This window comes from Pseudomonas sp. HN2-3 (genome assembly GCF_020691745.1).
Taxonomy (GTDB): Bacteria; Pseudomonadota; Gammaproteobacteria; order Pseudomonadales; family Pseudomonadaceae; genus Aquipseudomonas; species Aquipseudomonas capeferrum.
In genome coordinates, this window is record NZ_CP085704.1 from 1206561 (window position 1) to 1230478 (window position 23918).

The following is a 23918-nucleotide window of genomic DNA, read 5'->3' on the forward strand; positions in this document are numbered from 1 at the left end:
GACCATGGATGTGCAAACCCTGCGAGCCGAAGCCTTCAAGGCACTGCACGAACGCGACAGTGCCTTCGTCATTCCCAACCCGTGGGATGCCGGCTCCGCCAAGCTGCTCGCCAGCCTGGGCTTCGAGGCGCTGGCCACGACCAGCGCGGGCCTGGCGTTCAGCCTGGGCCGAGCGGATGCCGAAGGTGCCTTGAGCCTGGACGAAACCCTGGATAACGCCGGGTCCATTGTCGATGCCACGGCCTTGCCGGTAGCCGCCGACCTGGAGAACGGCTTCGGCGACCTGCCCGAAGACTGCGCACAGACCATCCTGCGGGCCGCCGAGGCGGGTCTTGTAGGGGGTTCCATCGAAGACGCCAGCGGGCGCAGTGAAGCCCCTATCTATGACCATGGCCTGGCTGTGGAACGCGTCCGCGCGGCGGTTCAGGCAGCGCGTAGCCTGCCGTTTCCGTTCACCCTGTGCGCCCGGGCAGAAAACCTGCTGCATGGGCGCCTGGACCTGGATGACACCATCCTGCGCCTGCAAGCATATGCCGAGGCCGGGGCCGATGTGCTCTACGCGCCAGGGCTGCGCACCGTCGAAGAAATTCGCGCGGTGGTGCAGGCGGTGGCGCCCAAGCCGGTCAATGTGCTGATGGGGCTGGCGGGCGTGACCCTGAGCGTCAACCAGTTGCAAGACCTTGGGGTGCGCCGCATCAGTGTCGGCTCGTCGCTGGCCCGTGCGGCGCTGGGGGCTTTCCACCGGGCCGCGTTGGAGATTCGTGACGAGGGCACGTTCGGCTACGGTGAACAGGCGCTGCCCTTTGCCCAGCTCAACGACCTGTTCCGCCGCTGAATCGCCATGCGTGCCTTGCTGGCACTGTTGCTGGGCCTGTCACTGCTGGCAGGCCTGGCCTGGCATTTTGGCTGGCGCCTGCCGGCTGCCTGGAACCCCTGGGCGCCGCTGGACGTGCGCCAGCCGCCGAACCTGCTCACCACCTTCAAGCTGTCGCGCCTGCGCGATGACCCCGCGCTATGCCGTCAGGCACTGGAAACCAGCGATCTGCGGTACCGGGCGCAAGCCGACAGCCCGGCCTCGGCCAATTGCCCGCTGCGCAACGTATGGCGCATCGAGGGCGGTCAGGCGCGGCTCAGCAGCAGCTTCCTGGCCAGTTGCCCGTTGGCGGTGGCTTACGCGTTGTTCGAGCAGCATGGGCTGCAACCGGTGGCGCAGCGGGTATTGGGGCAGCGGGTGACGCAGGTCGACCACCTGGGCAGTTTTGCCTGCCGCAATGTCTATCACCGCAAACAAGGCCGGCTCAGTCAGCACGCCACCGCCAATGCCCTGGACATCAGTGGTTTTCGCTTGCAGGACGGGCAGCGCATCGTACTGGCTCGGGACTGGCAAGCGGGGGGGCAGAAAGCTGATTTCCTACGTCAGGTGCAGCAGGTGGCCTGTGAATGCTTCAGTACCGTGCTGGGGCCAGACTACAACGCCGCGCACCACAATCACTTCCACCTCGATATGGGCCGCTGGCAGATCTGCCGCTGAGCTTGCGCAACCTCAGGCGTGAACGCGAACGTTGTTCAGCACCACCGGGCGCGCCCAGTGGATGTCGAACGCCAGGTCATTCTGCTGCTTGGCCAGCGTGGTTTCGTCGAAGGGTTCGGGGGCCGGGTCCAGCAGGTTCGTCTCGAACTCGGCGATAGGCAGGAACAGCGGGCGCGGGGAGGGGCCTGGGCCGGGCTCGGCAAGCGGGTGACCCTGGCTCATGACCACCGGGCGCAACCAGCTGTTGCTCAGGTCGAGTTCACGCTGCTGTTCGATCAGCTCGATGGCGCTGAACGGCTCGGCGGCGGGCTCCAGCAGGTTGGCTTCCAGTTCGGCCTTGGGCAGGAACAGTGGCTCGGGCGGTGCGATTTCGGTGTCCTGCACCGGCAGCGCTCGCTGGGCATCGATCAGCGCCAGCGCCCTGGCACCGCCGACCGGCTCGCCGCTGTGCTGATCGTACTGGACGAACGACTGGCTGACGCTGTCCGCTTCCTCTGCCTGTTGCTCGGCCATGGCGCGGGCAAAGAAATCCTGCCACAGGTGGCTGACGCCCCCGAGTGTCTGGGTATTCTGTTGACCGTAGTGGCCGACAGGCGACAGGTAGGTCAAACCGATGGGAAGAGTATCTGTCATGGCAGTCGCGCGCGTTGTGCTCTGGCAGAATAGCGGGATATTGCCTGTATCGGCCGTGGTTGCCGATTCATAAGGGCGTGGTTTGATTTTTTAGGTGTGGACGATGGAAGAGCAAGGCACGGGTATCAGGGTCGAAGCGATGTCGGCAGAGTATGCGCAACAGGCTACGGCGTGGGCCGAGCGCCTGGGCCTGCCGCTGCAGGACGATGCCGCGGGTTTCGCCGTGCAGGTGGGCGCTGAAGGCTTGCAGATCCAGCAACTGGGCCCGCAGGCGCCTGGGCCGGTGCGGGTGGACTTCGTCGAAGGCCAGGCCGCGCATCGGCGCCAGTTTGGCGGTGGCAACGGCCAAATGATCGCCAAGGCAGTGGGCATCGCCCAGGGTGTACGACCGCAGGTGCTCGATGCCACGGCAGGGCTGGGCAAGGATGCATTTGTGCTGGCCAGCCTGGGGTGCCAGATGACCCTGATCGAACGCCAGCCGCTGATTGCCGCATTGTTGGAAGACGGCCTGGCGCGGGCGCGGGCGGATGACGAGGTGGGCCCGATCGTTGGGCGCATGTGCCTGCTGACCGGCAACGCCATCGAGCGCATGCGTGCCTGGGAAGGGGAGCCGCCGCAGGTGATCTACCTCGACCCGATGTTCCCGCACCGGGACAAAAGCGCGCTGGTGAAGAAGGAGATGCGCGTATTCCGGCCACTGGTCGGTGATGACCTGGATGCCCCGGCCTTGCTAGAAGCCGCTTTGGCGCTTGCCAGCCACCGGGTGGTGGTGAAACGGCCACGCAAGGCGCCTATCATCGACGGGCCGAAGCCAAGCCACAGCCTGGAGGGCAAGTCGAGCCGGTATGACATTTACCCGAAGAAGGCCCTGAAGGCCTGACCGGAATGCATGCCGATTCGTGTGTTGTCGGCCAATCAGGGGTGGAAGGCGCGTATGAACACCCCCACCACCTCCCGCACATGCGCCTCGGCTTCATCCCCTTCCAGCGGCCCGGCGCAGCCGAGCAGCAACCGATAATCCGGTGCGCCCTTGACCAGGCAGAAGAAGTGCTCCGCCGCGCGCAACGGGTTGTCGATGCGCAGTAACCCGCGCTCATTCGCCCCGTGCAGCAGCGCTTCCATTCCCGCCAGCACGCGCTTGGGCCCAGCTTCGTAGAAGTACTCGCCAAAGCTTGGGTCCAGGCTGCCTTGGGCCATGATCAGGCGGCTGAGCTTAACTGCTTCGTCACTGCTGATCAGCGCCTGGAAGTTACGGGCAATGGTCAGCAGCACCTCGTCCACCGGTGCCCCCTCGGGGTACTCGAACAGCAGGTCCGGTAGCTGGATCTGGCAGGTGGCCATGACCGCCGAGCAGAACAGCGTCTGCTTGTCGGTGAAGTGGCTGTACACCGTGAGTTTTGAAACACCTGCCGCCGCAGCGACCGCATCCATGCTGGTGTTGGCATAGCCAAGGCTGAGGAACAATGTCTTGGCCGCTTCGAGGATCGCCTCGCGTTTGGCCAGGTCCTTGGGCCGGCCTGGTCCGATGGGTGCGTCGTTGGGCATTGGAGTCTGCATCTTGTTGAAGAGTCGCCCATCTTAGCGGGTCGGACGCCTTTCGGTGAAAGTGTCCATGCAATACGTGCTGTCTGTCACTGGACAGTTGTGTTGGGGCGGGAGGTGTTTGGCGGGGGATTTATAGCGCTTTTGAGATCGAGCGCCGCCCGCGCGGCGCTTCGCGGGGCAAGCCCGCTCCCACATCTGTTTTCGGGCCAGTCATACCTGTGACATAGGCGCGCGGCCCTTGGCGGTCGCCTCAATATCGCGTCGTACAAACAAGGGGTCGCGCCAATGCCACAGGCCTCACTGGCCCGAAAACAGATGTGGGAGCGGGCTTGCCCCGCGAAGCGCCGCGCGGGCGGCGCTCGATCTCACAGGCGCCAGAGGCCTCAAGCCCCACCCTGCAAAAACCACCACAGACACCCTTCCCGGCGCCGATTCCCTGATTTAATATACCCGCCAGTATAAATATTCGATGTGCTCTTCGCGAAAGGATTCATCATGTTGCGCCATGCCTTGTCCATCGCTCTGCCCACTGCCGTCGCCCTGCTCCTTGCGGCGTGCGGCCAGGAAGCCGCGCCACCTGCCGCGCCGCGCCCGGCACTGGTGATTCAGCCACAGCCGGCCGAAGCGGCTGCCGACAGCTACCCCGGCGAAGTGCGCGCGCGCTTCGAACCGGAGCTGGCCTTCCGCATTGCCGGCAAAGTCAGCAAACGCCTGGTCGAAGAGGGCCAGCGGGTCAAGGCCGAGCAGCCGCTGGCCGAGCTGGACCCACAGGATGTGCGCCTGCAACTGGAAGCCAATCGTGCCCAGATGGCCGCCGCCGAAGCCAACCTGTCGCTGGTGCGCGCCGAGCGTGATCGCTACCAGAAGCTGCTGGACCGGCAAATGGTCAGCCACTCGCAATACGACAATGCCGAAAACCTGTACCGCGCCGGCATGGCCCGCCTGAAACAAGCCAAGGCCGAGTTCGATGTGGCCGGCAACCAGGCCGAGTACGCAGTGCTGCGTGCGCCGCAGGCCGGTGTCATCGCCAAGCGCCAGGTCGAAGTCGGCCAGGTGGTCGCGGCCGGGCAGACCGTGTTCACCTTGGCCGCAGACGGCGAGCGTGAGGTGGTCATCGGCCTGCCGGAGCAGCAATTTTCCCGTTTTGCCGTGGGCCAAGGCGTCAGCGTGGAGCTGTGGTCGCACCCAGGCGAACGCTTCGACGGGCGTATCCGTGAACTCTCGCCGGCAGCCGACCCACGTTCGCGAACCTTCGCCGCACGCATCGCCTTCACCTCGGCCAAGGCGCCCGCCGAGCTGGGCCAGAGCGCACGTGTTTTCATCGCCCATGAAGGGCTGATCCCACTGTCAGTGCCGTTGTCGGCGGTCACTGCAGAAAACGGCCAGGCCTATGTCTGGCGGGTCGGCCAGGACCGCCGCCTGGAACGCACGGTAGTGCGCCTGGGGCCGTATGGCTCTGACAGTGTACCGGTGCTCGAAGGCTTGAAACCGGGCGACTGGGTGGTCGCCGCCGGGGGCCATGTGTTGCGCGAGGGGCAGGAGGTGCGCCCCGTGGATCGTACCAACCGTGTAGTGAACCTGACGGCCAAGGAGTAAGTCCCGATGGGTTTCAACCTTTCCGCCTGGGCGCTGCGCAATCGCCAGATCGTACTGTTCCTGATGATCCTGCTGGCTGCCATTGGCGCCATGTCCTACACCAAGCTGGGCCAGAGCGAGGACCCGCCGTTCACCTTCAAGGCCATGGTCGTGCGCACCGTGTGGCCCGGCGCCACCGCCGAGGAAGTGTCGCGCCAGGTCACCGAGCGTATCGAGAAGAAGCTGATGGAGACCGGCGAGTACGAGAAGATCGTCTCGTTCTCCCGCCCGGGCGAGTCGCAGGTGACCTTCATGGCCCGCGACTCGCTGCATTCCAAGGATATCCCGGAGCTGTGGTACCAGATCCGCAAGAAAGTCGCGGACATCCGCCACACCTTGCCGCCGGAAATCCAGGGCCCGTTCTTCAATGACGAATTCGGCACCACGTTCGGCAATATCTATGCGCTGACCGGCACGGGCTTCGACTATGCGGTGCTCAAGGACTACGCCGACCGCATCCAGATCCAGCTGCAGCGGGTCAAGGATGTGGGCAAGGTCGAGCTGGTCGGGCTGCAGGACGAGAAAGTCTGGATCGAGCTGTCCAACCTCAAGCTGGCGACCCTCGGCGTGCCACTGGAAGCCGTCCAGCAGGCCCTCCAGGAGCAGAACGCGGTCAGCACGGCGGGCTTCTTCGAGACGCCCAGCGAGCGCCTGCAACTGCGGGTCAGCGGCCGCTTCGACAGTGTCGAGCAGATTCGTCAGTTCCCGATTCGGGTGGGCGATCGCACCTTCCGCATTGGTGACGTAGCCGAGGTGCACCGCGGCTTCAACGACCCGCCCGCGCCGCGCATGCGCTTCATGGGTGAAGACGCCATCGGCCTGGCCGTCTCGATGAAGGACGGCGGCGACATCCTGGTGCTGGGCAAAGCCCTGGAGGGTGAGTTCGAGCGCCTGGCGCGCAACCTGCCGGCCGGTATGGAGCTGCGCAAGGTCTCTGACCAGCCGGCTGCAGTCAAGGCCGGCGTCGGTGAGTTCGTCCAGGTACTGGTCGAGGCGCTGGTCATCGTCCTGCTGGTGAGCTTCTTCTCTTTGGGCTTGCGCACCGGGCTGGTGGTGGCATTGGCCATTCCGTTGGTACTGGCCATGACCTTTGCCGCCATGCACTACTTCGGCATCGGCTTGCACAAGATTTCGCTCGGTGCGCTGGTGTTGGCGCTGGGCTTGCTGGTGGACGACGCGATCATTGCCGTGGAGATGATGGCGATCAAGATGGAGCAGGGCTACGACCGGTTCAAGGCGGCCAGCTACGCCTGGACGAGCACGGCCTTCCCCATGCTGACCGGTACCTTGATTACCGCTGCCGGCTTCTTGCCGATTGCCACGGCGGCGTCGAGCACGGGCGAGTACACCCGTTCGATCTTCCAGGTCGTGACCATCGCGCTGCTGACCTCCTGGGTTGCGGCGGTGGTGTTTGTCCCTTACCTGGGCGAACGCCTGCTGCCGGACCTGGCCAAGCTGCATGCTGCCCGTCATGGCAGCGATGGGCATGCGCCGGACCCTTACGCCACGCCGTTCTATCAGCGCGTACGGCGTGTGGTCGAGTGGTGCGTGCGGCGTCGCAAGACAGTCATTCTGCTGACCCTCGCAGCGTTCGTCGGCAGCATCCTGCTGTTCCGCTTCGTGCCGCAGCAGTTCTTCCCAGCTTCCGGGCGCCCAGAGCTGATGGTCGACCTGAAGCTGGCCGAAGGCGCGTCGTTGTCCAATACCGCCGAGCGGGTCAAACAACTGGAGGTGCTGCTCAAGCAGCAGGATGGCATCGACAACTATGTGGCCTATGTGGGTACCGGGTCGCCGCGCTTTTACCTGCCGCTGGACCAGCAGTTGCCGGCCGCCAGCTTTGCCCAGTTCGTCGTGCTGGCCAAATCGATGGAAGAGCGCGAACGGCTGCGCAGTTGGCTGATCGATACCGTCGACCAGCAGTTCCCCGACTTGCGCGCCCGCGTCACGCGCCTGGAAAACGGCCCACCCGTGGGTTACCCGGTGCAGTTCCGGGTGACCGGCGAGCATATCGAGAAGGTGCGCGCCCTGGCCCGCGAAGTGGCCGACAAGGTGCGCGAGAACCCGCACGTGGTAAACGTGCACCTGGACTGGGAGGAGCCAAGCAAGGCGGTGTTCCTGGCCATCGATCAGGACCGCGCCCGCGCCCTTGGCGTGAGCACCGCGCACCTGTCGAGCTTCTTGCGCAGCTCGCTGACCGGCACCACGGTCAGCCAGTACCGCGAGGACAACGAACTGATCGAGATCCTGCTGCGCGGCACGCAGAAAGAGCGTGGCGACCTGGCTAACCTGGGCAGCCTGGCGCTGCCCACCGACAACGGCCAGAGCGTGGCGCTGTCGCAGGTAGCGACCCTGGAGTACGGCTTCGAAGAAGGCATCATCTGGCACCGCAACCGCCTGCCAACGGTGACCGTGCGTGCCGACATCTACGATAAGGAGCAGCCGGCGACCCTGGTGCGACAGATCGAGCCGACGTTAAGCGACGTCAAGGCCAAACTGCCGGATGGCTACCTGCTCGAGGTGGGCGGTACTGTGGAAGATTCCGAGCGCGGTCAGAAATCGGTGAATGCCGGTATGCCGCTGTTCATCGTGGTGGTGTTGAGCCTGTTGATGATCCAGTTGCGCAGTTTCTCGCGCACGGTGATGGTGTTCCTTACCGCGCCCCTGGGGCTGATTGGCGTGACCTTGTTCCTGCTGGTGTTCCGCCAGCCGTTCGGCTTCGTGGCCATGCTCGGCACCATTGCCCTGGCCGGGATGATCATGCGCAACTCGGTGATCCTGGTGGATCAGATCGAACAGGACATCGCCTCGGGGATGGAGCGTTGGCAGGCGATCATCGAGGCTACGGTACGGCGCTTCCGGCCGATCGTGCTGACGGCACTGGCGGCGGTGCTGGCGATGATCCCGTTGTCGCGTAGCGTGTTCTATGGGCCGATGGCGGTGGCGATCATGGGCGGGTTGATCGTTGCGACGGCGTTGACGTTGCTGTTCTTGCCGGCGTTGTATGCGGCGTGGTTCAGGGTCCGGAAGGGCTGAGGCCGCTGGGAGGGCTTTGCCCTCCTTTCGCGACACAAGGCCGCTCCTGCGCAGGAGCGGCCTTGTCGTCTTGGCATCACAGTGCGCCAAATACCTTTTTGGCCAGGCTGGTAGCGGCCTCGGCCGGGTTCTGGCGAATGCTCTGCTCCTGCTTGGCGATCATTTCAAACAGGCCATCCAGGGCCTTTTCGGTCACGTAGCTCTCGACATTGGCGCTCTTGGCACTGCCCAGCCCCAGGGCTGAAGCTTGACCGGCAAAGTTGTTGTATTGCTGAACCACACCAACCTTGTCGGTCGCTGCCTTGACGATCGGCAGGAACTTGGCGCGGATCTGCTCGCGGCTGCTCTTGTTCAGGTACTGGGTGGCAGAGTCGTCGCCACCGCTGAGGATGCCCTTGGCATCGGTCACGCTCATGTTCTTCACCGCATCCACCAGGATTGCCTGGGCTTGCGGTACCGCCGCCTCTGCGGCCTTGTTCATGCTGTCTTCCAGGGCTGTAACCTGGTCACCCTTGCCGAACATCTTCATGGCCTTGGCGGCCTTGCCGAGGTTGCCCGGCAACTCGATGCGCACGTCCGGGTTGTTGCTGAAGCCGCCGGGGGCACTCAGCTGCTTGACGGCAATCTGCGCGCCCTGGGTCAGGGCGTCTTTCAGGCCACCGCTGGCGTCCTTCTGGGTCAGGTCGCCAAGCGACAGCGCCAGCGCGCTGGCCGACAGCAACAGGCCGGCGCACAGGGCGGTGAAACGCAGGGAGGAGCGAATCATGAAGCTTTCCTTTTGAACAGAAATAGGCGGGTATCAGCGCACGGGGTCGACTTTGACCCGTACTGGCTGCACGTCGCTGCCATCCAGCGTGACGCCGTGATGCTCGGTGTTGATGAACAGCAGCTTGCCGTCCAGTTCGATACGGGCACTCACCGCATAGCGGTGGCCAGGCTTGACCTGGGCCGGGTCGTAGGTGAGATGGAACGGCAGTGGCACGTTGCCTTTGACCGGGCCGGCCTGGCGCGCCAGGGTGACGGCAGGGGCGTCCATCAGCGACACATCCTGCAGCTCCACGCTGAGGGTGGCGGTGGGCGGCAGGGCGATGCGCTGCAGGTAGAAGACTTCACCCTCAAGGCTCGCCTGGGGCGACGGGGTGTGGCTGGAGCAGGCTGCGAGCAGGGATGCACAACACAGCATTACGAGCTTTTTCATGGAATCTCCGTTGTCCGTGGCGTTGGCTTGTGGCCAACGCCAAGGACTTTAACGGATTTGCGCGGTAGATGAAGCCTTAGAGGGCCGAAGTTTCCAGGGCATCGTCGCGATGCAAGGCTACCTGGCGGATCGACAGCCGCAGCTCTGCCGACAGCACACGCTTGGCGACCCCTTCGGCCAGCTCGGCGAGCTTGTCGTGATAGCCCAGCTTGCCTTGCGCGTCCGCTTGCAGCACCCCTTGCTCGATCAACGTCTGGATGAAGTGGCGGAACAGGCTCTTGTCGAAGAACTCCGGGGCATTCAGGCCATGCAGGATCGACAGGCGCTGGGCCATCATCACGCAGAGGTCTTCCAGTGCTTCGGCGCTCAGGCTGTGTTGGCCGCTGTTGAGCAGCAGCGAGGTAGCCATGTAGAAGCGCTGCAGGGTCTGGGTGATGTTGCGGGCCAGCAAGGTCAGCAACACGAACGGGCGCGAGCTGGGGGCCGGGCGCAGGTATACATCGTTTTCCTGGCGCAGCAGCCCTTGCGCGACCAGCGCCGCCAGCCATTGGTCGATCACCTCGTCCAGTTGCTCGGGTGCCCAGCGCAGGAACAGCTCGGCCTGCAGGTATGGGTACAGCGCTTTGACATACTGGCCAAGCAGTTCACGGCTCATCCGCGAGCTGCTGAGGAAGAAGCTCGCCAGCAGCGCCGGCAGGGCGAAGATATGCAGGACGTTGTTGCGGTAATAGGTCATCAGCACCGCATCGGCTTCATCCAGGTACAGGATGCGGCCCAAGGCGTCCTTCTGCTCAGCCAGCAGCTTCATGCCCTTCACGTGTTCGATCAGCGCCATGCCGTCGCCTTCGGGCAAGGTGGTGTGGGGCGAATACGGTACTTGGCGCAACAGCGCCAGGTACAGGTCGAGCACGCGGCACAGGGCGCGTTCGTCGAGGGCGTGACGGCTGGTGGACAGAAGCGCCAGGGCCACCAGGTTGACCGGGTTGATCGCCGCAGCCCCATTGAGGTGGCGGGCTACGGTTTCACCCAGGCGTGTGGTGGTTTCATTCAACCAGGCTGGGCGGAACTGCGGGCCATGCTCTTGCTCGCGCCAGCCGGGTTGCTGTGCATCGAGAAAGCCGGCCAAACGGATCGGCTCGCCAAAGTTGACATAGACCTGGCCAAAACGCTGCTTGAGCGCGCTGAAGACCTTGAAGATGTCGAAGATCGATTCCTTCTTCTTGCTGGCGCCGCGCAACTCGCCCAGGTAGGTGCGGCCTTCGAGCACGCGCTCGTAGCCGATGTACACCGGCACGAAGACGATCGGCGTGCGCGAAGAGCGCAGGAAGCTGCGCAGGGTGATCGCCAGCATGCCGGTGCGCGGCTGCAGCATGCGCCCGGTGCGCGAACGGCCGCCTTCGACGAAGTACTCCACCGGGAAGCCCTTGCTGAACAGCGTGTGCAGGTACTCGTTGAACACAGCGGTATAAAGCGGGTTGCCCTTGAAGGTACGGCGCATGAAAAAGGCCCCGCCACGGCGCAGCAGGCTACCGACCACCGGCATGTTGAGGTTGATGCCGGCCGCCACGTGCGGTGGGGTGAGGCCGTTTTTGAACAGCAGGTAGGACAGCAGCAGGTAGTCGATGTGGCTGCGGTGGCAGGGCACGTAGACGACTTCGTGGCCAGGGGCGATGCCCTGCACCTGCTCGATGTGGTTGACCTTGATGCCGTCGTAGATCTTGTTCCAGAACCAGCTCAGTACCACTTCAAGGAAGCGGATCGCGGTGTAGGTGTAGTCCGAGGCGATCTCGTTGCCATAGCGCAGTGCCTGGGCTTCGGCCTTGGCCAGCGGGATGCCCTCACGCTCGGCCTCATCGCTGATGGCCTGGCGCACCTGCGGGGCATGGACCAGGCCTTTGACCAGGTTGCGTCGGTGCGAGATGTCCGGGCCGATGACTGCCGTCTTGAGGTTGCGAAAGTGCACGCGCATCAGGCGCTGGGCCATGCGCACGGTGCGTTCATGGCCTTTGTTGTGCTGGACCAGTTCGCGCAGGTGGATCGGGGCAGAGAACTGCACGCGGGTCTTGCGCCCCAGTATAAGTACGGTCAGCAGCCGGCGCAGGCGCCCGGTGACCGCCCAGCTGTCGGCGAACAGCAGCTTCCATGGGCTGGACTCACTGGCGGGGGTTTGGCCCCAGAACACGCTCACCGGGATGATCTGCGCATCTTCCTCGGCATGCTGGCTTACCGCTGCGACCAGGCGTTCGAGGGTGGGCGGGGCGCCGCTCTTGTCCTGGCGGCCCAGCCAGTCGGGGTCGGGTGTCAGGTAGAAGAACGCCGCCGGCTCCTGCAACGTGCCCACGGCCACCGGTAGCACCGGGCGTGGCAGCCCCGCTTTGGTGCATTCGCGGTCGAGTACCGCCAGGTCAGTCAGTGAGGGCGAAGGCAGGGCATAGAACACCGGGCGGCTGCGGTCGAGCTTGAGCGTCAGCGACGACTGGTTGATGGTCTCGGAGCGCACCCACAGGTACAACAGGCGACGCAGGGCGCCGAAGATCAGGCGGCGCAGGGGGGAACGGGTCATGGGGTGTGTGCCCTGGGTATGATTTTCAGGTGAGTATCCAGCCATTTAGTCTGCCGTATGTGCGTAAGTTCAGCAAAAATCGGCAAAAAGTGGAGGTGTCATCAATTTTTTTTAATCTGTGTCATATACTCGGCCTGCCACTTGCAGGATATTTCGGCAAGCGGCGTCGGCACGTGGTGATGACTGCGTGCCTACAAGGCGATCTTCACAATAAAAATCCGGAGTAGTTCAGATGTCGTCTCGTGAGACTGGGAATGTAAAGTGGTTCAACGATGCCAAGGGCTATGGCTTCATTCAGCGCGAAGGTGGTGCGGATGTGTTCGTCCACTATCGGGCGATCCGCGGTGAGGGGCATCGTACCCTGGTCGAAGGGCAGCAGGTCGAGTACGCCTGCGTGCAGGGCCAGAAAGGCCTGCAAGCCGAGGACGTAGTAGGGCTCTGAGCCTCAAGCTGTAAGCCTCAAGCTGCAAGTGACCGTGTACTTGCAGCCTGATGCGATCCGTCTTGGCGCTTGCAACTTAAAGCTTGCAGCTCAAGAAGTGCGCCAGGTGATTTCCTCTTCACCGTCGGCGCTGATGCGGACCCAGCGATCGGCATCTTCTTCACCGTCTTCCTCGACCCAGCCACCCGGTGCGCAGCGGACTTCGACGCCGAGTGCGGCGTGCGCCGCGCGGGCGCAGGCGATGTCATCAGCCCACGGGGTCTGGTCGCTTTCCAGGTAGAGGCTGTTCCATTTCCCCACAGCCTTGGGTAACCAGGTGACTGGAATGTTACCGGCCTTGCACTTGAAGGTCTGGCCTTTCTGCTGCCACTCGCTGCACGGGCCCACGGCCTGGGCCAGCCAGTCGGCAATCTGCTTGTGGTCGACGTCGGCGTCCTTCAGGTAAATCTCGATATCAGGTTGGCGCATAAGGGCTCCGGGTGTGCTCAGTCTTGGCGCACGAAATAGTCATAACGCATGGAAACCGTGACCTCGAACGGCTCGGGCTGGTCGATCACCTGTGCCCGTTTTTCGGCGCTGGCGCGCCAGCCGTGCGGGGTCATGGCCAGCAGGTCGGCGCGTGCCTTGGGCGCTGCGAGGCTCAGGCGGAACTCGAGGGTTTCGCTGTGCGCGTGAGCCATGCCCTCCGGCACCAGGGCCAGGTGCTTGTCATCGGCATACGGACGCACTTCATCGTAGAGCACTTCGCGCAGCTCCATCAGGTGGCCGCTGGTCGGGCCGACCCGCATCAAGCCGCCACCGGGGCTGAGCAGGCGTTTGGCTTCGGCCCAGTCCAGCGGGCTGAACACGCTGGCGATGAACTGGCAGCTGGCTTCTGCCAGGGGCACGCGGGCCATGCTGGCGACCATCCAGGTAACCGCTGGATCACGCCGGCAGGCGCGCTTGACCGCCTCGCGCGAGATGTCCAGGGCATAGCCGTCGGCATCGGGCAGGGCGTTGGCGAGCTGCGCGGTGTAATAGCCTTCACCGCAACCGATGTCCAGCCAGGCACCGGGCTGGCGCTCGGCGGCCAGCTCGGCCAGGCGGCTGGCCACCGGGGCATAGTGGCCGGCGTCGAGGAAGTCGCGACGGGCTTCGACCATGGCCTGGTTGTCACCGGGGTCACGGCTGTTCTTGTGCTGCACCGGCAGCAGGTTCAGGTAACCCTGGCGCGCACGGTCGAAGCGGTGGCCCGCAGGGCACACCACGCCGTTGTCGAGCGGTGTCAGGGCTGCCTGGCAGAGGGGGCAGGCGAGCATCAGGCGAGCAACCGGACCAGGGTCTGGTAGTAGATCTCGGTCAGCAAGTCGAGGTCGCTGGCCAGGATCCGCTCATCGACCTGGTGAATGGTGGCGTTGACCGGGCCGAGTTCGACCACCTGGGTGCCCATGGTGGCGATGAACCGGCCGTCCGAGGTGCCGCCACTGGTGGAGGGGTGGGTATCGCGGTCGGTGACGGCCTTGATGCTGGCCGACACTGCATCGAGCAACTCGCCCGGTTCGGTGAGGAACGGCAGGCCAGACAGCGCCCACTCGACGCTCCACTCAAGCTGATGCTTGTCGAGGATCGCCGCTACCCGCTGTTGCAGGCCTTCGACGGTCGACTCGGTGGAGAAGCGGAAGTTGAACAGCGCGGTCAGTTCGCCGGGTACCACGTTGGTGGCGCCAGTGCCGGAGTTGAGGTTGGAGATCTGGAAGCTGGTCGGCGGGAAGAAGGCGTTGCCTTCGTCCCAGTGTTCGGCCGCCAGTTCTGCCAGGGCGGGGGCGGCGAGGTGAATCGGGTTGCGCGCCAGGTGCGGGTAGGCCACATGGCCTTGCTTGCCACGTACGGTCAGCTTCGCGCCCAGCGAGCCGCGGCGGCCGTTCTTGACCACGTCGCCGAGCAGGTTGGTGCTCGAAGGCTCGCCGACGATGCACCAGTCCAGGCGCTCGTTGCGCGCTTTCAGGCGCTCGACCACGGCCTTGGTGCCGTGGTGGGCCGGGCCTTCTTCGTCGCTGGTGATCAGGAAGGCGACCTTGCCGCGGTGGCCCGGGTAGTCACGCACGAAACGCTCGCTGGCCACCACCATCGACGCCAGGCTGCCTTTCATGTCGGCGGCGCCACGGCCGCAGAGCATGCCGTCGGCGTCGATCAGCGCTTCGAACGGCTCATGCTGCCACTGCTGCACCGGGCCGGTCGGCACCACATCGGTGTGGCCGGCGAAGCACAACACCGGACCTTCCTGGTTGCCATGAGTGGCCCAGAAGTTGTCGACGTCCTCGATGCGCATGGGTTCGAGGGTGAAGCCCACGGCGCCCAGGCGATTCATCATTTGTGCCTGGCAGTCGGCATCGACGGGGGTGACCGAGGGGCGACGGATCAGGTCGCAGGCCAGTTGAAGGGTAGGCGAGAGCTCGGCAGGGGCCGTCATGGGGAACTCCGGGGCAAGGCAAGGCGGAAAAACGAGGGGCGTTATCTTATATCAAACAAGCGGGCCGATGGGGCGCAAAGCGCCCCCGGATTTTCAGGCCTGCTGTGGCTGTGCAACCTTGTCCGCAGGCTTTGGCAGCGAAGACAGCAACGCCATCACCAACGCCGCCAGATACGGCAACGACTGCACCAGCAACATCGCCACCCAGAAGCGCATGTCCGAGCTTGGCAGCCCTTGCACCAGGAAGATGCCCAGTGCCGCGCCCCAAAGCAGCAACATGATGAACAGCTCTTCACGTGCTTCGGAGAGGGCCACCAGCACCCCGTGGCTGTCGGCGTTCTTCGGCGTGCGGAAGAACGGCATGCTGCTGGTGAAGAACCCGTACAACACCGCCTTGGCGATGGTGTGCGACAACGCCAGCCCCGCCAGCGCCGCGGCGAAGGCATCCTTGAGGTTGACCCCGACCGCCCGGCGGTACAGGAAGATGATCTTGCCGACCTTGAAGAAGAACAGCGCCAGGGGCGGGATGGCGAAAATCATCAGCGGCGGGTCGACCCGGTGCGGGACGATGATCATCGCCGCCGACCACAGCAATGCGCCGACGGTGAAGAAGATGTTCATGCCGTCGGCCACCCACGGCAGCCAGCCGGCCAGGAAGTGGTAGCGCTGGCCACGAGTCAGCTCGCTGCCCTTGCCGCGCAGCAGGGCGCCGGCGTGGTGCTTGATGATCTGGATGGCGCCATAGGCCCAGCGGAAGCGCTGCTTCTTGAAGTCGATGAAGGTGTCGGGCATCAGGCCCTTGCCGTAGCTGTTGTGGGCGTAGGCGGCCGACAGGCCTTTCTCGAATACCCGCAGGCCCAGTTCGGCATCCTCGCAGATGCACCATTCGGCCCAGCCGAGTTCTTCCAGGACTGTGCGGCGGGTCATGGTCATGGTGCCGTGCTGGATGATCGCGTCACGGTCGTTGCGGGTCACCATGCCGATGTGGAAAAAGCCCTTGTATTCGCTGTAGCACAGCTTCTTGAAGGCACTTTCGTGCTGGTCGCGGTAGTCCTGCGGCGACTGCACCACGGCGATCTTCGGGTCGGCGAAATGCGGCACCATGTGCTTGAGCCAGTTGCGGTCGACGCAGTAGTCCGAGTCGATCACCGCGATCACTTCGGCGTCCTTGGCGGTGTGCGGCAGCAGGTAGTTGAGTGCGCCGCCCTTGAAACCGGCCAACGGCGCGACGTGGAAGAACTTGAAGCGCTCGCCAAGCTTCTCGCAGTGCGCCTTGAGCGGCTCCCACACGGCCGGGTCCTTGGTGTTGTTGTCGATCACCAGCACTTCATAGTCGGGGTAATCCAGCGCGGCCAGGGCGTCGAGGGTCTGCTTGACCATCTCGGGCGGCTCGTTGTAACACGGTACATGCACCGATACCTTGGGCCGGTAGGCGCTGTCGGCCTGCACCGGCAGGAACTCGCGCCGTCGCTTGTGAATCCATACCGCTTCCGCCAGTTCGTGGGCCTCGGTCATCAGCACGATGAACACGCCCAATGCCCCCAGCGCCAGCAGCACGCCGACGGTCAGGCTGAACCAGGTGCTGTATTGCTGGCTGTAGTCGTAGGCGATCCACACCAGCACCGACCCACACAGGAAGGTGATGAAAGTCAGGAAGGTGCGGCCACGCTGGCGCAAGGCCGAACCATCGATCAGCAGCACGGCCAGGGCAATCATCGCCAGTACCACCGACGCCACGGCCAGGGCCCGCCACTGCGGGATGGCGACCACGGGGCCATCGAAGTTGAACTTCTGCTGGCGTTCGGCGTTGAACACGCCCCAGTAGGCGCCAACCGAACCTTCGTCGCTGGCCTTCCAAGGCTGGTCGTAGGCCTCGATGACAAAGTAGTTGTAGCCGCGGCGGTTGAGGGTGTTGACCAAGGTGCGCAGGTAGATGGCCTGGTCGGCCTGGGTGGCATCGGCACCGCCGCGCATACGGCCGTTGCTCGGCCAGCCGACTTCCGACAGCAGCAGTGGCTTGCGTGGGAACTGCTGCTTGAGCTCGCGGGCGCGGTCGAGCACGAATTCCACCGAGTCTTTCATCGGCACAAATTCCCAGTAAGGCAGGATGTGCGCGGCGATCAGGTCGACGTGCTTGGCCAGCTCCGGGTTTTCCTTCCAGATATGCCATTGCTCACTGGTGGTGACCGGCACCTTGACCGCCGCGCGTACCCGGTCCAGGTACTGGATCAAGGCTTGCGGGGTGACTTCTTCGCGGAACAGCGCCTCGTTGCCCACCACTACCCGCACCACACTGCGCGAGGTGTTGGCCAGTTCGATGGCGCTGGCGATTTCACGCTCGTTGCGCTCAAGGTCCGGGCTGATCCAGATGCCCAAGGTCACCCGCAGGCCGAATTCTTCGGCCAGGCGCGGGATATCGGCCTGGGTGCCCTCTACGGTGTAGATGCGGATGCTGTCGGTCAGCTTGCTCATCTGCTCCAGGTCCTGGCGCATCTCGTCGTCGTTGGGGTATTGGCCCTTTTGCGGGCTTTCGCCCAGACGGAACGGCGAATACGAGAAGCCGGAGATCTGTTCCGGCCAGGCAGGCGCGGACACCGGGCGGTTGATCAGCGCCCAGAACCCGGTAAATAGCGCAGCGATGGCCAGGACCACGACCAGGTTGAGGCCGAATTTGCGTGATGACATTGTCGTCCAAGTCTGTCGAATTGAGTGAATATTAAAGCAGGATTGGTAGGCACTTTCCTAACGATGGAGGCTACGGGTGCCATTGGCATATAATGCGCGCCGTTTTTTGGGGTATGAGCTTCGGGGTAGCAAGATGAGCACAGAAGATCCACGCTTTGCCGGCGTTGCCCGGTTGTACGGCGACGATGGCCTGCAACGGCTGAAGTTCGCCCATGTGGCGGTCGTCGGTATCGGCGGGGTCGGCTCCTGGGCGGCCGAGGCATTGGCCCGCAGTGGCGTGGGCGAAATTACCCTGTTCGACCTCGACGATGTCTGCGTGAGCAATACCAACCGCCAGGCCCATGCCCTGGAAGGGCAGGTGGGCAGGCCCAAGGTCGAAGTCATGGCCGAGCGCCTGCGGGCGATCAACCCGGCGTGTACGGTGCATGCGGTAGCTGACTTCGTGACCCGCGAAACCATGGCCGAGTACATCACCGAAGGGCTCGACTGTGTCATCGACTGTATCGACAGTGTCATGGCCAAGGCCGCACTGATCGCCTGGTGCAAGCGCCGCAAGATCGCCATCGTCACCACCGGTGGCGCAGGTGGGCAGATCGACCCGACGCAGATCCAGGTCGGTGACCTCAACAAGACCTTCAACGACCCGCTGGCCTCGCGGGTACGCTCGACCTTGCGCCGCGACTACAACTTCTCGCGCAATGTCAGCCGCAACTACGGTGTGCCGTGTGTGTTTTCCAGCGAGCAGCTGCGCTACCCCAAGGGGGATGGCAGCGTTTGCCTGCAGAAGAGCTTCGTCGGTGAAGGCGTGCGCTTGGACTGCTCGGGCGGGTTTGGCGCGGTGATGATGGTGACTGCGACCTTTGCCATGGTGGCGGCGAGCAAGGCCGTGGAAAAGCTGGTGGCAGGTGCCCGGCGGCCTTCGGAGCGGGTCAAGCCCGAGTAAGGCGCACGATCTGTGCAGCATTTTTCGCGGGGCAAGCCCACTCCCACAGTAGCCCGTTAACTCATTGATGAGCGGGTTCTTGTGGGAGCGGGCTTGCCCCGCGAAGCATCCAACGCCGATTCAACTGACAGAAACCAGCTCGGCCATGCGCTGCAACACCGCATGCAGCCCATTGCTGCGCGAGGGTGACAGCTGCCGTTCTAGCCCTAGCTGGTGGAACCAGGCCCGCAGATCCAGTTCAGCCAGCTCGCTGCTGGCCAAGCCCTGCACCCGCACCAGCAGCAACGCCAGCAGCCCGCGCAACAACCGTGCATCGCTGCTGGCCTTGAACTGCCACTGGCCGTCGTGCTGCTCAGCCACCAGCCATACCAGGCTTTCACAGCCATGCACGCGGTTGCGCTCGCATTTGTCCGCATCGCTCAGCGGCTCAAGCCGATCACCCCACTGCATCAGCAGCCGTGCACGTTGTTCCCAGCCACGGGCCTGTTCAAACTGTTCCAGTGCTTCGCGGGCAGGTGTCGGCACATTCATCGCAACAACTCCAGCCCTTGATCCAGCGCCTCGAAGAAGCGCTGCAGGTCATCGCTGTCGTTATACAGCCCCAGCGACACTCGAATCGCCCCCTCCAGCCCCAGCCCCTTGAGCAGCGGCATAGCGCAATGATGACCGGCACGTACGGCGATGCCTTGTTCGGTCAGCAGGTGGGCGATGTCTGCGTTATGCACCCCCTCGATGACGAAGCTGGCCAACGCCGCCTGCGGTGCACCGAGCACCCGGATGCCATCGCGGTCGGCCAGGCCACGCAGCAAGTGCTGGTGCAAGCTGGACTCATGCCGTTCGACCGCATGGGCATCGAGGCTGGCCAGGTAATCGAGTGTCGCACCCAGGCCGATAACACCTGCGATGGGCGGGGTTCCGGCTTCAAACCCCAGTGGCGCGGGGCGGAAGCTGGCGCTCTGGTACTCGGCCAGTTGCACCATTTCACCGCCAAATTGCCAGTGACGTAGCAACGCCAGCGCCTGGCTGCGGCCGTAGAGCACGCCGACACCTTCCGGGCCGTACAGCTTGTGGCTGGAAAACACGTAGTAATCGCAGGCCAACTGCTGCACATCATGACGGCCGTGCACCACGCCTTGGGCGCCATCGACCACGGTCAGCGCGCCTTGCGCCCGGGCGTGGGCCAGCAAGGCTGGCAGCGGTTGCCAGGTGCCGAGCACGTTGGACAGCTGGCTGACCGCCAGTACCCGCGTGCGTGGCCCGATCAGTTGCAGTGCCTGGTCGAGGTCGATACGTCCCTGCACGTCCAGCGGCAGAATCACCAGGCGCAGGTTGCGTCGCCGGGCCAGCTGTTGCCAGGGTAGCAGGTTGGCATGGTGCTCCAGGGCGCTGACGGCGATTTCGTCGCCGGCTTCGAAGCGGTGTTCCAGGCCGTAGGCCAGCAGGTTCAAGGCCGAGGTGGCGCCGTGGGTGAAGATGATCTGCTGCGAGTCGGCGGCATTGAGCCAGGCGGCAACCTTGTCGCGGCTGGTTTCGAACGCCTGGGTCGCCAGTGCGCCGGGCAAGTGCTGGGCACGGTGCACGTTGGCCGCGCCATGGCCGTAGTAATAGCTCAGGGCATCGAGCAGGGCTTGCGGTTTCTGGCTGGTGGCGGCGCTGTCCAGGTAGGTCTGGTGCTGCCGTTGCAGGGCGTCGATGGCGGGGAAATCGGCACGCCAGGGGGAGGGCTGGAACATGTTCGCGGGGCCTGGAATGAAAAACGGGTCTGGCATTACGCCAGACCCGATCTTATCACTTCAAACCGTGGAAGGTTCTCAGTTATGGGCGTGCAGCGCCTCGTTCAGCTCGATGGCCGACTTGTGGGTCTTGCACTCCACAGCGCCGTTCAGCGAGTTGCGGCGGAACAGCAGGTCGGTCTGGCCGGCCAGGTCGCGGGCCTTGACCACTTTGACCAGCTCGTTGTGCTCGTCCAGCAGGTTCACCTTGGTGCCGGCAGTGATGTACAGGCCGGCTTCGACGGTGTTGCGGTCGCCCAGCGGGATGCCGATACCGGCGTTGGCGCCGATCAGGCAGCCTTCGCCAACTTTGATGACGATGTTGCCGCCGCCGGACAGGGTGCCCATGGTCGAGCAGCCGCCGCCCAGGTCCGAACCCTTGCCGACGAACACGCCTGCCGACACGCGGCCTTCGATCATGCCCGGGCCTTCGGTGCCGGCGTTAAAGTTGACGAAGCCTTCGTGCATGATGGTGGTGCCTTCGCCGATGTAGGCGCCCAGGCGCACACGGGCGGTGTCGGCGATGCGCACGCCGGCCGGGACCACGTAGTCGGTCATTTTCGGGAACTTGTCTACCGAGAACACTTCCAGCAGCTCGCCCTTCAGGCGCGCTTCCAGTTGCAGTTGGGCCAGCTCGGCCAGGTCGACGGCGCCCAGGTTGGTCCAGGCAACGTTCGGCAGCAGCGGGAAGATGCCGGCCAGGCTCACGCCGTGCGGCTTGACCAGGCGGTGCGACAGCAGGTGCAGCTTGAGGTAGGCCTCTGGGGTCGAGGTCAGCGCTGCGTCTTCGGCCAGCAAGGTGGCGACCAGCGGCTTGTGGCTTTCGGCCAGGCGGGTCAGCAGGGCGGCCTGGGTGGCATCGACACCTTTCACGGCTTCGGCCAGTTGCGCTGCTTGCCCGTTGCTGAACGCAATGGCCTGGTTACCGCCTTCGTAGCCCAGGATCGGGGCAACGGCGGCGATCAGGTCGGCGCTTGGGTTGACCAGAGGTTGGGCGTAGAAGACTTCCAGCCAGGTACCCTGGCGGTTCTGGGAGCCGACACCGAAGGCCAGGCTGAACAGAGTATTGGACATGTGATTACCTCGTGCGAAATAGGGTATTGAGCGGTGATGGGCTCAGGCCAGTGCGGCGGCGTACAGGTCCGGCTTGAAGCCGACCAATGTGCGCGTGCCAAGGTCGAGTACCGGACGCTTGATCATCGACGGCTGGGCCAGCATCAGTTCGACGGCCTTGGCTTGGTCGATGTCGGCCTTGCTGGCGTCGTCGAGCTTGCGGAAGGTGGTGCCGGCACGGTTGAGGATGACTTCCCAGCCGTGTTCGTCGCACCAGCGGTTCAGGCTGTCACGGTCGATGCCTTGGGTCTTGTAGTCGTGGAATTCGTAGCCGATGGCTTTGTCTTCGAGCCAGGTGCGCGCCTTTTTCATGGTGTCGCAGGCTTTGATGCCGTAGAGCGTGTAGGTCATTGTGTACATTGAGGCCACAGGCTGCCCCAATCTCTCCATTTTCGAATGTCAGTCGCGGGATTATGCGTGAACGATGTGGTGAGCGCCACGGGGTGTGGGCGAATGGGGGGTATAGGGTAAGGTTCGGGTTTTTTGGCGCCTATGAAATCGAGCGCCGCCCGCGCGGCGCTCGATCTCACAGGCGCCAGAGCTCTGCCGCCATGCCCCCATCGCGCAAACACACGCAGCATTGTGTTACATATTCATGTGCCACTTGCGACTATGGTGCAGCGGTCCAGAATCCCCACTCGCCGCTAACATATTGTTTCAATGGCGATGTTTCACCCCGCTGTAGTTATTGATTCATAAAGGAAGCTTTCACCGATGCAGTCAGCCTATACCGTCCTCATCCTGCTGACGCTGGTAAGCGTGTCAAAACTGGTCGGCCGAATCATTCCGCTGCCGCTGCCCTTGGTGCAGATCGCCGCCGGTGCCTTGTTAGCCTGGCCGACCCTGGGCCTGCACGTGGCCCTTGACCCTGAACTGTTCCTTTTCCTGTTCCTGCCACCGCTGCTGTTTGCCGACGGCTGGCGCATTCCCAAGCGCGAGCTGTGGCGCATTCGTGGCCCAGTGGTGGCGCTGGCCGTGGGCCTGGTGCTGTTCACCGTGGTGGGCGCTGGTTACTTCATTCACTGGCTGCTGCCCAGCATCCCGCTGGCAGTCGCCTTCGCCCTGGCGGCCGTGCTGTCGCCGACCGATGCCGTGGCGGTCTCGGCCATCGCCCAGGACCGCTTGCCGACACCGCTGATGCACATGCTGCAGGGCGAAGCGTTGATGAACGATGCCTCGGGCCTGGTGACGTTCAAGTTTGCCCTGGCCGCAGCGATTACCGGGGTGTTCTCGTTGGCCGATGCCAGCTTCAGTTTCGTCCTGGTTGCCCTCGGCGGCCTGGCGGTCGGCGTTGCGCTGAGCTGGCTGATCGGCCGGCTGCGCATCTGGATGATCGCGCGGGGCTGGGACGACCCGGCTACGCACGTGGTGTTCATGCTGCTGCTGCCCTTTGCCGCTTACGTACTGGCCGAGCGCCTGGGTGTGTCCGGCATCCTCTCGGCGGTAGCTGCCGGCATGATGCAGAGCTGGCTCGACCTGCTGCCACGCCAGACCAGCACCCGCCTGCTCAACCGCAGCGTGTGGTCGTTGCTGGAGTTTGCCTTTAATGGCTTGATCTTCCTGCTGCTCGGCTTGCAGTTGCCGGACATCATCAAGGCCGTGGTGAGCCACGAGCCCACCGTGTGGCCGACCCTGGCCTGGCGCTGCCTGGATGTGCTGGCGATCTTTGCCGCGTTGATCCTGCTGCGGTTCATCTGGGTGCAGAGCATCTGGCGGGCCATCGGGGTGGTGCGCCGTTGGCGCGGCAAGCCGGCGTTGGTGCTGATGCCAACGGCGCGTTCCTGCTGGTTGCTGACCCTTGGTGGCGTACGCGGTGCGGTCACCTTGGCCGGTGTGATGTCGGTGCCGCTGCTGATGGGGGCGGGCAAGGCCTTCCCCGAGCGTGACCTGCTGATTTTCATTGCGGCCGGGGTGATCCTGTTGTCGCTGATCAGTGCCTGTATCGCCTTGCCGATCCTGCTGCGCGGTGTGACCAAAAGCCCCGACGAGCGCCTGCATCAGGAAGTACTGGAAGCCTGGCGACGTACCGCGGAGGCTGCGATTCATGCGCTGGAGGCGGAGGAGGTAATCGACGCCAATGCACCGCAGGATGCGGCCCAGGCGACCTTGGCAACCGAGCTCAAGGCGCGGCTGATGGCGGAGTACCGCGACGAGCTGAACAGTTACAACGACACGGCCGAGGCGCGGGCCCTGGCTGAGCAGATGGACTTGCTTGAGCGGCGTTTGCGCTTGCGTGCGCTGCGGGCGCAGCGTCTGGAATTGTACAACCTGCATCGCCAGCACCTGGTGGGCGATGAGGTGGTGCGGCAGGTGCTGGGGGAGTTGGATATGAGCGAGGCGAACCTGGGGGCCATCAGGTAGGTAGCGAAAGGGGCG

Annotated in this window: 21 protein-coding genes; 8 read left to right on the plus strand and 13 right to left on the minus strand. The window is 64.1% G+C overall.

What is annotated here, in order from left to right:
- The first annotated feature begins 4 nt into the window (after positions 1-4).
- Complete coding sequence (locus tag LJX93_RS05475; protein WP_156310647.1) at positions 5-835, plus strand: isocitrate lyase/PEP mutase family protein; 831 nt, start codon at positions 5-7, stop codon at positions 833-835.
- Between the two features lie 6 nt (positions 836-841).
- Positions 842-1531, plus strand: a complete 690-nt coding sequence (locus LJX93_RS05480) for an extensin family protein (protein ID WP_227696821.1) — start codon at positions 842-844, stop codon at positions 1529-1531.
- A 12-nt stretch (positions 1532-1543) separates the two neighbouring features.
- Here LJX93_RS05480 and LJX93_RS05485 read toward each other — a convergent pair whose 3' ends face one another.
- Positions 1544-2164, minus strand: a complete 621-nt coding sequence (locus tag LJX93_RS05485; RefSeq protein ID WP_227696822.1) for an energy transducer TonB — start codon at positions 2162-2164, stop codon at positions 1544-1546.
- A 103-nt stretch (positions 2165-2267) separates the two neighbouring features.
- On the opposite strand from LJX93_RS05485, the gene LJX93_RS05490 reads away from it, so the two are divergent.
- On the plus strand, positions 2268-3044 hold the full coding sequence (locus LJX93_RS05490; protein ID WP_033700908.1) for a class I SAM-dependent methyltransferase: 777 nt from the start codon (positions 2268-2270) through the stop codon (positions 3042-3044).
- 35 nt (positions 3045-3079) lie between these two features.
- On the opposite strand, the gene LJX93_RS05495 is transcribed toward LJX93_RS05490, so the two are convergent.
- Entirely contained in the window at positions 3080-3721 is a 642-nt protein-coding gene (locus LJX93_RS05495) for a TetR/AcrR family transcriptional regulator (RefSeq protein ID WP_227696823.1), read from the minus strand.
- 483 nt (positions 3722-4204) lie between these two features.
- Here LJX93_RS05495 and LJX93_RS05500 point away from each other — a divergent pair, with 483 nt between their 5' ends.
- Positions 4205-5305, plus strand: a complete 1101-nt coding sequence (locus tag LJX93_RS05500) for an efflux RND transporter periplasmic adaptor subunit (protein WP_047581590.1) — start codon at positions 4205-4207, stop codon at positions 5303-5305.
- Between the two features lie 6 nt (positions 5306-5311).
- Entirely contained in the window at positions 5312-8377 is a 3066-nt protein-coding gene (locus LJX93_RS05505) for an efflux RND transporter permease subunit (RefSeq protein ID WP_033700905.1), read from the plus strand.
- 76 nt (positions 8378-8453) lie between these two features.
- Here the strand turns inward: LJX93_RS05505 and LJX93_RS05510 are convergent, their stop codons facing one another.
- The 3 genes from LJX93_RS05510 to plsB form a co-directional block, all read right to left on the minus strand.
- On the minus strand, positions 8454-9143 hold the full coding sequence (locus LJX93_RS05510; protein WP_033700903.1) for a DUF4197 domain-containing protein: 690 nt from the start codon (positions 9141-9143) through the stop codon (positions 8454-8456).
- Between the two features lie 33 nt (positions 9144-9176).
- A complete protein-coding gene (locus LJX93_RS05515; protein ID WP_033700902.1) occupies positions 9177-9575 on the minus strand; it encodes a YbaY family lipoprotein in 399 nt (132 codons plus the stop codon).
- Positions 9576-9651: 76 nt separating this feature from the next.
- Complete coding sequence (plsB, locus tag LJX93_RS05520; RefSeq protein WP_033700901.1) at positions 9652-12138, minus strand: glycerol-3-phosphate 1-O-acyltransferase PlsB; 2487 nt, start codon at positions 12136-12138, stop codon at positions 9652-9654.
- Between the two features lie 232 nt (positions 12139-12370).
- Between plsB and LJX93_RS05525 the strand changes: the two genes are divergently transcribed.
- Complete coding sequence (locus tag LJX93_RS05525; protein WP_027595776.1) at positions 12371-12580, plus strand: cold-shock protein; 210 nt, start codon at positions 12371-12373, stop codon at positions 12578-12580.
- Positions 12581-12670: 90 nt separating this feature from the next.
- On the opposite strand, the gene LJX93_RS05530 is transcribed toward LJX93_RS05525, so the two are convergent.
- The 4 genes from LJX93_RS05530 to LJX93_RS05545 form a co-directional block, all read right to left on the minus strand.
- A complete protein-coding gene (locus LJX93_RS05530; protein WP_033700900.1) occupies positions 12671-13048 on the minus strand; it encodes a hypothetical protein in 378 nt (125 codons plus the stop codon).
- A gap of 17 nt (positions 13049-13065) precedes the next feature.
- A complete protein-coding gene (locus LJX93_RS05535) occupies positions 13066-13878 on the minus strand; it encodes a putative RNA methyltransferase (RefSeq protein ID WP_227696824.1) in 813 nt (270 codons plus the stop codon).
- Positions 13878-15029, minus strand: coding sequence for a succinyl-diaminopimelate desuccinylase (gene dapE / locus LJX93_RS05540; RefSeq protein ID WP_033700897.1), 1152 nt, complete (start codon positions 15027-15029; stop codon positions 13878-13880). Before dapE ends, LJX93_RS05535 begins: the two co-directional genes overlap by 1 nt.
- 93 nt (positions 15030-15122) lie before the next feature.
- On the minus strand, positions 15123-17714 hold the full coding sequence (locus LJX93_RS05545; protein ID WP_033700895.1) for a glycosyltransferase: 2592 nt from the start codon (positions 17712-17714) through the stop codon (positions 15123-15125).
- Between the two features lie 133 nt (positions 17715-17847).
- Here LJX93_RS05545 and tcdA point away from each other — a divergent pair, with 133 nt between their 5' ends.
- Positions 17848-18657, plus strand: a complete 810-nt coding sequence (tcdA, locus tag LJX93_RS05550; protein ID WP_033700894.1) for a tRNA cyclic N6-threonylcarbamoyladenosine(37) synthase TcdA — start codon at positions 17848-17850, stop codon at positions 18655-18657.
- Between the two features lie 120 nt (positions 18658-18777).
- Here tcdA and LJX93_RS05555 read toward each other — a convergent pair whose 3' ends face one another.
- The 4 genes from LJX93_RS05555 to LJX93_RS05570 all read right to left on the minus strand — a co-directional run bounded on the left by LJX93_RS05555 (position 18778) and on the right by LJX93_RS05570 (position 21893).
- The gene (locus LJX93_RS05555) at positions 18778-19188 is read right to left on the minus strand and encodes a SufE family protein (RefSeq protein WP_033700893.1); all 411 of its coding nucleotides are present in this window, start codon (positions 19186-19188) and stop codon (positions 18778-18780) included.
- On the minus strand, positions 19185-20390 hold the full coding sequence (locus LJX93_RS05560; RefSeq protein WP_033700892.1) for a cysteine desulfurase: 1206 nt from the start codon (positions 20388-20390) through the stop codon (positions 19185-19187). The genes LJX93_RS05555 and LJX93_RS05560 overlap by 4 nt, the downstream gene beginning before the upstream one ends.
- Positions 20391-20468: 78 nt before the next feature.
- On the minus strand, positions 20469-21503 hold the full coding sequence (gene dapD / locus LJX93_RS05565) for a 2,3,4,5-tetrahydropyridine-2,6-dicarboxylate N-succinyltransferase (protein WP_033700891.1): 1035 nt from the start codon (positions 21501-21503) through the stop codon (positions 20469-20471).
- A gap of 42 nt (positions 21504-21545) precedes the next feature.
- Positions 21546-21893: an ArsC family reductase gene (locus LJX93_RS05570; RefSeq protein WP_077068598.1), complete on the minus strand. Its 348-nt coding sequence runs from the start codon at positions 21891-21893 to the stop codon at positions 21546-21548.
- A gap of 363 nt (positions 21894-22256) precedes the next feature.
- Here LJX93_RS05570 and LJX93_RS05575 point away from each other — a divergent pair, with 363 nt between their 5' ends.
- The gene (locus LJX93_RS05575) at positions 22257-23903 is read left to right on the plus strand and encodes a Na+/H+ antiporter (protein ID WP_047581606.1); all 1647 of its coding nucleotides are present in this window, start codon (positions 22257-22259) and stop codon (positions 23901-23903) included.
- Positions 23904-23918 lie beyond the last annotated feature (15 nt).